The 559-nt window shown below is 46.5% G+C and carries 1 protein-coding gene and 1 pseudogene; both read left to right on the top strand.

Annotation, left to right across the window (positions count from 1 at the left end; genetic code table 11):
- Positions 1-213 (top strand): annotated as a pseudogene (locus R7R24_RS29420) (RNase adapter RapZ); the annotation flags it as partial.
- Entirely contained in the window at positions 204-479 is a 276-nt protein-coding gene (locus R7R24_RS29425) for an HPr family phosphocarrier protein (RefSeq protein WP_005468661.1), read from the top strand. The pseudogene R7R24_RS29420 and the gene R7R24_RS29425, both read left to right, overlap by 10 nt.
- The last annotated feature ends 80 nt before the right edge of the window (positions 480-559 follow it).

Here is a 559-nt window from a genome sequence, read left to right on the forward strand (position 1 = left end):
TACCAGATAGAAAGTTTTATTGAAACTTGGCTACCTTTGCTCGAAAAAAATAATCGCAGCTATCTCACCGTAGCCATTGGGTGTACTGGCGGCAAGCACCGCTCAGTGTATTTAACCCAACAGATTGGCGAGTACTTTGCGGATAAAGGGCATCAAGTTCAGATTCGTCACACCTCGCTCGAGAAAAATGCTAAGGAGCAGCAGTGGAGTTAAGTCGTAAAGTATTGATTCAAAATCGTCTTGGGTTACACGCGCGCGCCGCAGTTAAGTTGGTAGAACTTGCGCAAAGCTTTGATGCTGTAGTAACCATCGACAACGAAGAAGACAAAACCGCCACCGCAGACAGCGTGATGGGGCTGTTGATGTTGGAATCGGCTCAAGGACAATACGTAACGATTCATGCCACAGGCGATCAAGCAGAGTTGGCACTCGACGCTGTATGTCACCTGATTGAAGACAAGTTTGACGAAGGCGAGTAATTTACTCGCTTTTGTAGTTCCAATCTCTAGCCTCCAAACTGAATAGAGCGCAATCCCCTTTCCTAGCTAAAAAGTACAGC

It is taken from the genome of Vibrio sp. 704 (genome assembly GCF_033339295.1).